The organism is Lysobacter sp. Root667, from assembly GCF_001427715.1.
Lineage (GTDB): Bacteria > Pseudomonadota > Gammaproteobacteria > Xanthomonadales > Xanthomonadaceae > Lysobacter.
Genome location: NZ_LMHF01000009.1, coordinates 945,083 through 953,251, shown reverse-complemented (window position 1 = coordinate 953,251; position 8,169 = coordinate 945,083). Strand labels below are relative to the sequence as shown.

The 8,169-nt window shown below is 69.8% G+C and carries 7 protein-coding genes and 2 pseudogenes; all 9 read left to right on the top strand.

All coding sequences use genetic code 11. The features are described 5' to 3' along the window. Positions 1–823, top strand: a pseudogene (gene bamA / locus ASD78_RS21490) (outer membrane protein assembly factor BamA); the annotation flags it as partial. 1 nt (position 824) lies between these two features. Then, on the top strand, positions 825–2,372 hold a 1,548-nt coding region (gene bamA, locus ASD78_RS07855), incomplete at its 5' end, for an outer membrane protein assembly factor BamA (RefSeq protein ID WP_235566459.1). A gap of 28 nt (positions 2,373–2,400) precedes the next feature. Beyond that, positions 2,401–3,438, top strand: coding sequence for a UDP-3-O-(3-hydroxymyristoyl)glucosamine N-acyltransferase (lpxD, locus tag ASD78_RS07850; RefSeq protein ID WP_055902480.1), 1,038 nt, complete (start codon positions 2,401–2,403; stop codon positions 3,436–3,438). Then, positions 3,435–3,890, top strand: a complete 456-nt coding sequence (fabZ, locus tag ASD78_RS07845) for a 3-hydroxyacyl-ACP dehydratase FabZ (protein ID WP_055902482.1) — start codon at positions 3,435–3,437, stop codon at positions 3,888–3,890. The genes lpxD and fabZ overlap by 4 nt, the downstream gene beginning before the upstream one ends. A 19-nt stretch (positions 3,891–3,909) precedes the next feature. After that, positions 3,910–4,707, top strand: coding sequence for an acyl-ACP--UDP-N-acetylglucosamine O-acyltransferase (gene lpxA, locus ASD78_RS07840; RefSeq protein ID WP_055902484.1), 798 nt, complete (start codon positions 3,910–3,912; stop codon positions 4,705–4,707). Between the two features lie 2 nt (positions 4,708–4,709). Next, positions 4,710–5,198 carry a hypothetical protein gene (locus ASD78_RS07835; protein ID WP_056099776.1) on the top strand — a complete coding sequence of 163 codons (489 nt, stop codon included), beginning with the start codon at positions 4,710–4,712 and terminating at the stop codon, positions 5,196–5,198. Next, positions 5,195–6,418 carry a lipid-A-disaccharide synthase gene (gene lpxB / locus ASD78_RS07830; protein ID WP_056099773.1) on the top strand — a complete coding sequence of 408 codons (1,224 nt, stop codon included), beginning with the start codon at positions 5,195–5,197 and terminating at the stop codon, positions 6,416–6,418. The genes ASD78_RS07835 and lpxB overlap by 4 nt, the downstream gene beginning before the upstream one ends. 13 nt (positions 6,419–6,431) lie before the next feature. Continuing rightward, positions 6,432–7,025, top strand: a pseudogene (gene rnhB, locus ASD78_RS07825) (ribonuclease HII); the annotation flags it as partial. Positions 7,026–7,409: 384 nt separating this feature from the next. After that, the gene (locus ASD78_RS07820) at positions 7,410–8,039 is read left to right on the top strand and encodes a hypothetical protein (protein WP_156087629.1); all 630 of its coding nucleotides are present in this window, start codon (positions 7,410–7,412) and stop codon (positions 8,037–8,039) included. Positions 8,040–8,169: the final 130 nt, after the last annotated feature.

The window sequence follows — 8,169 nt, the reverse complement described above, 5'->3', positions numbered from 1 at the left end:
TGTTCACCTACCTGCCGATCGAACGCGGCGACACCATGGACGGCGCCAAGGCCGGCGATGCGATCCGCGCGCTGTACAAGACCGGCTTCTTCGAAGACGTGCAGATCGGCCGCCAGGGCAGCATCGTCGTGGTCACCGTGACCGAGCGTCCGGCGATCAACAAGCTGACCCTGACCGGTAACAAGGACATCAAGAGCGAAGACCTGCTGCGCGGCCTCAAGGAAGCCGGCCTGGCCGAAGGCGACACCTTCGACCGCCTGGCCCTGGACAAGGTCACCCAGGAGCTCACCAAGCAGTACAACAACCGCGGCAAGTACAACGTCGAGATCACCCCGACCGTCGCCCGCCTGGACCGCAACCGCGTCGACCTGACCATCACGGTCAAGGAAGGCAAGGCCGCCAAGATCCGCCACATCAACCTGATCGGCAACGAGAAGTTCGAGCAGGAAAACATCGTCGACAGCTGGGAATCGCGCGAGCACAACTGGCTCAGCTGGTACCGCCGCGACGACCAGTACTCGCGCGAGAAGCTGTCCGGCGACCTGGAAAAGCTCAACAACTACTACCTCGATCGCGGCTACGTCGATTTCAACATCGAATCGACCCAGGTCTCGATCAGCCCCGACCGCCAGGACATGTTCATCACCGCCGGCATCAGCGAAGGCGACCAGTACAAGGTCTCCAAGGTCGAGGTCACCGGCGACACCGTGCTGCCGAAGGACCAGATCGAGCGCCTGGTGATCGTCAAGCCCGACCAGATCTTCTCGCGCCGCCTGCTCGAGATCAGTTCCGACGCGATCGTCGCGACCCTGGGCAACGTCGGNATCGAGCGCCTGGTGATCGTCAAGCCCGACCAGATCTTCTCGCGCCGCCTGCTCGAGATCAGTTCCGACGCGATCGTCGCGACCCTGGGCAACGTCGGYTATGCGTTCGCGCAGGTCAAYCCGATCCCGGACGTGGACCGCGAAGGCAAGACCGTGGCCATCAACATGCAGGTCGTGCCGGGCCCGCGCGTCAACGTGCGCCGCGTSGTGTTCAAGGGCAAYACCCGCACCGGCGACGAGGTCATGCGCCGCGAGATGCGCCAGTTCGAAGGCAGCTGGTACTCGCAGGCCGCGATCGACCGYTCCAAGATCCGTCTGCAGGGCCTGGGCTACTTCGAGACCGTCGACGTCGAGACCCAGCCGGTGGCGGGCAGCAACGACGAAGTCGACGTGGTCTACAACGTCAAGGAAACCACCTCGGGCAGCTTCGTGTTCGGCCTGGGCTTCTCCCAGCTGACCGGCCTGACCACGCAGATCCAGCTGTCGCAGAGCAACTTCCTCGGCAGCGGCAACCGCGTGTCCGTGCAGGCCAGCCGCAACGACTACCTGCAGCGCTACGACTTCTCGTACACCAACCCGTACTTCACCGACGACGGCATGTCGCTGGGCTACAACCTGTGGTGGCGCGAGTTCGACAACTCCGACTACAACACCGCCCAGTACTCGACCACCAGCGGCGCGGCCCAGGTCGTGCTCGGCCTGCCGATCACCGAGACCGATACCGTCTCGGCGATGTTCGGCATCGACAGCAACGAGATCCTGGTGACCCGCGGCGGCACGCCGTTCAGCCTGGTCGACTACATCGACGCCCTCGGCACGCGCACTTTCCACGCCTGGCGCGCGGAGTTCGGCTGGTCGCGCAACTCGCTCGACAACCTGCTGACCCCGACCCGCGGCATGCAGCAGCGCGTCTGGCTGGAAATGACCCTGCCCGGCTCGACCGTCGAGTACTACAAGCTCAACTACAACATCTCCAAGTTCTGGCCGATTTCGCGCCACTTCGTGCTCAACACCCGCGCCGAACTCGGCTACGGCGACAGCTACGGCGACGCGGTCACCCGCGTGATCCCGGACCCGGACGGCGCCGGCCCGCTGACCGGCCGCACCGTCACCGCCGACGGCCTGCCGTTCTTCGAGAACTTCTACGCCGGTGGCGTGCGCTCGGTGCGCGGTTTCACCGACAACACCCTGGGTCCGCGCGAAGGCGCCGCCCCGACCAGCACCTTCACCCAGCCGGTCGGCGGCTCGTTCAAGACCGTCGGTTCGCTGGAAATGTACTTCCCGACCCTGTTGGACACCCCGCAGGCGCGCGTGTCGGCCTTCATCGACGTCGGCAACGTCTACAAGAACTACGACGCCTTCGACGCCGGCGAACTGCGCGCGTCCACCGGCATCTCGCTGATGTGGCGCTCGCCGATGGGACCGATCTCGATCAGCTACGCCTTCCCGCTGAAGAAGGAGGACGCGGTGTTCAACGCCTCCGGACAGAAGATCAAGGAAGGCGACGAGCTCGAGCGCCTGCAGTTCACCTTCGGCGGCACGTTCTGACGGCGGCGGTCGCCCCCGGCACCGCCCCGTGTTGACGCCCGACTACACCGCCCGCGAGCTGGCCGAGCGTTTCGCGCTCGGCCTGCGCGGCGACGGCGAGGCGCGCGTGCGCGGCGTCGGCACGCTCGCGCGTGCCGGCGGCGACCAGCTCGCGTTCCTGGCCAATCCCAAATACCGCGGCCAGCTCGCCGACAGCGGCGCCGGCGTGGTGGTGATGCGCGAGGACGACGCCGAAGCTTACGCCGGCACCGCCCTGATCGCGCGCGACCCCTACGTCGCCTTCGCCCATCTGGCCGCCCTGTTCGAGCCGCGCCCGCTGCGCGAGCCCGGCATCCACCCTTCCGCCGCGATCGACCCCAGCGCCCAGGTCGCCGACGACGCCCACATCGGCGCCTTCGTCAGCATCGGCGCGCGCAGCCGGGTCGAATCCGGCGCCAGCATCGGCCCCGGCTGCGTGATCGGCGACGACTGCGTGGTCGGCGCCGGCAGCGAGCTCGTCGCGCGCGTCACCCTGGTCACGCGCGTGCGCCTGGGCCGGCGCGTGCTGGTGCACCCCGGCGCGGTGCTCGGCGCCGACGGCTTCGGCCTGGCCTTCGAACGCCTGCCCGACAGCGAGCCGCACTGGATCAAGGTGCCGCAGCTGGGCGGCGTGTCGGTCGGCGACGATTGCGAGATCGGCGCCAACACCACCATCGACCGCGGCGCGATTGAGGACACCGTGCTCGAAGACGACGTCCGCCTCGATAACCAGATCCAGATCGGCCACAACGTCCACATCGGCGCCCACAGCGCCATGGCCGGCTGCTCGGCGGTGGCCGGCAGCGCCCGGATCGGCCGCTACTGCATGATCGGCGGCGCCGCCGGCGTGCTCGGCCACCTGGAAATCTGCGATCGGGTCACGGTCACCGCCATGAGCCTGGTGACCAGCTCGATTCGCGAGCCCGGCGAGTATTCCTCGGGCACCCCGTTGATGGACAATCGCAGTTGGCGCAAGAACGCCGCCCGCTTCAAGCAGCTCGACGCGCTCGCAAGGCGTGTGGCGGCTGCCGACAAGGAACCGAAATGAGCCCTACCGTGCAACTCCCGATCGATGTCCCCGCGATCCAGAACCTGCTGCCGCACCGCTACCCGTTCCTGCTGGTCGACCGCGTGGTCGAGTTCGAGCCCTTCAAGCGCGTGCTCGCGTACAAGAACGTGACCGCCAACGAACCCTTCTTCAACGGCCACTTCCCCGGTCACCCGGTGATGCCGGGCGTGCTGGTGGTCGAGGCCCTGGCCCAGGCCGGCGGCATCCTGACCCAGCTGTCGACCCAGTCCAGCGCCGACGGCCGCCTGTTCTACCTGGTCAAGATCGACGGCGCCAAGTTCGTCAAGATGGTCGTCCCCGGCGACCGCCTGGAGCTGGACGTGACCGTCAAGCGCGTGATCCGCAATGTCGCCATCTACACCGGCATCGCCCGCGTCGACGGCGAGCAGGTCGCCTGCGCCGAGATCGTCTGCGCCGAGGCCAAGGCCTGAACCGCGTGAGCAAGATCGTATGAGTGAGCCGACCTCCTCCAGCGCGATCCATCCCAGCGCGGTGATCGAGCCGGGCGCCAGGCTCGGCGCCGGCGTGCGCGTGGGCGCCTTCAGCTACATCGGCGACGAGGTCGAGATCGGCGACGGCACCGTGGTCGGTCCGCATTGCGTGATCCGCGGCCCGACCCGGATCGGCCGCGACAACCACTTCGTCGCCCAGTGCGCGATCGGCGGCGACCCGCAGGACAAGAAGTTCGCCGGCGAGCGCACCGAACTGGTGATCGGCGACCGCAACACCTTCCGCGAATTCGTCACCGTCAACCGCGGCACCGGCAACGGCGGCGGCGCCACCCGCATCGGCGACGACAACTGGCTGCTGGCCTACGTCCACGTCGCCCACGACTGCGTGGTCGGCAACCAGTGCGTGTTCTCCAACAACGCGACCCTGGCCGGCCACGTCGCGGTCGGCGACCACGTCATCCTCAGCGGCTTCGCCGGCATCCACCAGTTCTGCCGGATCGGCGCGCACGCCTTCATCGGCATGGGCGCGTTCGTCAACGGCGACGTGCCGCCGTTCGTGATGGTGGCGCAGGACGGCTACGGCCGCCCGCGCGGCATCAACAGCGAAGGCCTCAAGCGCCGCGGCTTCGACGCCGAGCGCATCGCCGCGATCAAGCGCGCCTACCGCGCCCTGTATATGTCCGGCACCTCGCTGGAAGAAGCGCGCGGCAAACTGATCGCGCTGGCCGGCGACAGCGACGACGTGCGTGCGCTGCTGGCCTTCATCGACGCCGGCGAGCGCCCGCTGCTGCGCTGAGCATGGCCGCGGCCTTACATCGCCTGCGCATCGGCGAGGCCGTCGCCGAAGACCGCATCGACGGCCGGCCGCAGCGCTGGGCGGTCACCGAACTGTTCATCGACGAACGCCCGCTGTGCCAGTGGCTGGGCATCGCCCGCGACCTGCGGCGCCACGGCACCGATCTCGACCCCGAACTGCCCCTGCCCGAGCGCGAGCTCGGGCGGGACGCGTTCCTGGGCCGCATCCCGGCGCCCAATCAATTCGGCTCCGGTCGCCTGGTCCTGTACCGCTGCCACTGCGGTAGCGACTACTGCGGCGTGATCTCCTGCCGCCTGGAAACGGACGGCGATCACGTGCTTTGGCAGGATGTGACCCATGAGGACGACGATGGCCCCTTGGCAGGGCACAATGCCGCCGACAGCTCAGCCCCCGAGCTGACGCCCGTGGCGCGCTTCGTGTTCGACCGCGCGCAGTACGAGCAAGAACTGGAGCGCCATTTCCCCCGATGAACGCCACCGCCCCCGCTGCCGCCGTCGAAGACATCTTCCCGGCCCCGCCGCCGCCCCCGCTGCGCATCGCCCTGGTCGCCGGCGAGGCCTCCGGCGACCTGCTCGGCGCCGGCCTGATCGCCGAACTCAAGCGCCGTCATCCCGGCGCGCTGTTCGTCGGCGTCGGCGGCGAACAGATGCAGGCCGCGGGCCTGGATTCCTGGTACGACGCCTCCGAACTGGCGGTGATGGGCATCGTCGAAGTGCTCAAGCACCTGCCGCGGCTGCTGAGCCTGCGCAGCGAGCTGCGCAAGCGCGTGCTCGACTGGAAGCCCGACGTGTTCATCGGCATCGATGCGCCGGACTTCAACCTCGGCGTCGAACGCTGGCTCAAGCAGCGCGGGGTCAAGACCGTGCACTACGTCAGCCCCTCGGTCTGGGCCTGGCGCGAGAAGCGCGCGGAGAAGATCGGCCGTTCCGCCGACCGCGTGCTGTGCCTGTTCCCGATGGAGCCGGCGATCTACGAGCGCCACGGCGTCGATGCGCGCTTCGTCGGTCATCCACTGGCCGACGAGATGCCGCTGCAGCCCGACCGCGAAGAAGCGCGCATGCGCCTGGGCCTGGACGACGAGGCGCCGGTGCTGGCGCTGCTGCCGGGTTCGCGGGTCGGCGAAGTCGAACGCCTGAGCGGCGACTTCCTCGCCGCCGCGGCGCGCCTGCGCGCGGCCGAGCCGCGCCTGAGCGTGGTCGCGCCGATGGCCAACGCCCAGGCCCGCGCCGCCTTCGAGCGCGTGCTGGCCGCGCACCCGGACGCGGCCGCCCTGCGCCCGGCGCTGCACGTCACCGACGGCGGCGCACGCACGGTGATGGTCGCCAGCGACGTGGTCCTGCTGGCCTCCGGCACCGCGACCCTGGAAGCGATGCTGGCCAAGCGGCCGATGGTGGTGACCTACAAGATCGCGCCGCTGACCTACACCCTGGTCAAGACCTTCGGCCTGCTCAAGACCGACACCTACTCGCTGCCCAACGTGCTCGCCGGCGAGCGCGTGGTGCCGGAGCTGATGCAGCACGACTGCACGCCCGAGAAGCTGGCCCAGGCCACGCTCGCGCTGCTGCGCGACCGCACGCTGGCGGCGGCGCTGCCGGCGCGCTTCGAACGGATCCACGCCAGCCTGCGCCGCGACGCCTCCGCGCGCGCCGCCGACGCGGTCGCCGACCTGCTGCCGACCGGCCATGACTGAGCTCCCAGGCCAGATGACGCTGGACTTGGCCGTGGCGCGCGGCGCGCAACGCATCGCCGGCGTCGACGAAGCCGGACGCGGCCCGCTCGCGGGCCCGGTGGTGGTCGCCGCGGTGGTGCTGGGCCCGGGGCGCACGCCGGTCAACGGCCTGGACGATTCCAAACAACTCAGCGCGCAGCGCCGCGAAGCGCTGTACGCGCGCATCGTCGAACGCGCGCTGGCCTGGAGCGTGGTCTACGTCGAAGTCGACGAGATCGACCGCATCAACATCTTCCAGGCCACCATGGCCGGCATGCGCCGTGCGGTCGAAGCGGTCGCGCACGCCGCCGAACTGGCGCGCATCGACGGCAACGCCCTGCCGCGCGGCCTGCCCTGCCCGGCCGAGGCACTGATCGGCGGCGACGCGCGCGACCGCGCGATCATGGCCGCGTCGATCCTGGCCAAGGTCTCGCGCGACCGCCACATGCGCGAACTGCATGCGCAGTGGCCGCAGTACGGCTTCGACGAACACAAGGGCTACGGCACGCCTGCGCACCTGGCCGCGCTGGCCGCGCACGGCCCCTGCCCGCAGCACCGCCGCAGCTTCGCTCCGGTGCGCGCGGCGCTGACGCCGCAAGCCTTCGCCGAAGCGATCGCGGTCGGCTGAGCGCGGCCTGCGCCACCGCCACAACCTCCACCGACCACGTCTTCGCCGAACTGCCCGGCTAGCGCTACCCGCAAAGCCGCCCGCGGCGCGCGCCTTCCGCGAGCCTTCCACGATCGCGACGACTCCCAGGGAAGTAGCGCTACACTACGCAACAGATCGAGCGGTCTTCGCGGCGACCGCCCGTCGGCTGAACAGCCGCCCCGTGCCCTAGGTCACGGCGACTTTCCGCAGGCGCGCCCAGGCTTGGCAACCACGCATGCTGCCGCGGCATCCTTAAGGATGAGGGTCGACGCACTCCGGCCGTGCCCGACGCCCCGCTCCCATGGCCGGACCCGGAGGTGCACCATGCGCACGCCCCATCCGACCCCGACTTCGCAACCCCTGCCGTTCGAATCCGATCACGCCGCAGCGCCCACGCCGGAACCGGCGATGGCGCTCACGCCTGCCGCGATCGCCGCCTTCGACGCCCTGGTCCACGAACTCCACCCCGACGCCGCCCGCGTCGACGCCACCCGCCTGCAGCGCCTGGCCGCCTGGCTGAGCGCGATGCCGACCGAGCAGGCGCGCGCCGTCGTAGACGAGCGCCTGCAACGCCTGCAGGAGCTGCGCGGCATGCTCGCCGATCCCGACTGGGACTGCGACGAGGCCATGCGCGCGCGCCTGGCCAAGCTGTTCGCCTACATCGAGAACGACGACGGCCTGATCCCCGACCGGATGCCGCTGCTGGGCCTGCTCGACGACGTGCTGCTGATCGAACTGGCCTGGCCGGCCTTCGCCGAGGAGGCCGAGGACTACCGCGATTTCTGCGCCTACCGCGAGGTCAGCCATCCGGACGGCAACGGCGCCGAACTGCGCGCGGCCTGGGTGCGCGAGCGCCTGGACGAAATCGCCCTGCTGCAGCAGCGCGTGCGCATCCACGATTATCACTATGCGCCGGCGTTCCACGCCGCCGAATCGCCGTTCCGGGTGACCTGACGCCCGTGGCGGGCACGGCCGAACGCGCGCGAAAGCGCGGCGATCGGCGCGCAACGGCAGCGATTCGCGCCATCCGGCGCGGGCGTCGGACGGCGGCCGCGATGTCAAGCCTTGTACCCGGCGGCCGGGC

Bases quoted from the DNA above. Each gene is read 5' to 3' on its own strand.
- ASD78_RS07820 (WP_156087629.1), top strand. From the start codon at position 7,410: ATGCGCACGCCCCATCCGACCCCGACTTCGCAACCCCTGCCGTTCGAA.
- fabZ (WP_055902482.1), top strand. From the start codon at position 3,435: ATGAGCCCTACCGTGCAACTCCCGATCGATGTCCCCGCGATCCAGAAC.
- lpxA (WP_055902484.1), top strand. From the start codon at position 3,910: ATGAGTGAGCCGACCTCCTCCAGCGCGATCCATCCCAGCGCGGTGATC.
- ASD78_RS07835 (WP_056099776.1), top strand. From the start codon at position 4,710: ATGGCCGCGGCCTTACATCGCCTGCGCATCGGCGAGGCCGTCGCCGAA.
- lpxB (WP_056099773.1), top strand. From the start codon at position 5,195: ATGAACGCCACCGCCCCCGCTGCCGCCGTCGAAGACATCTTCCCGGCC.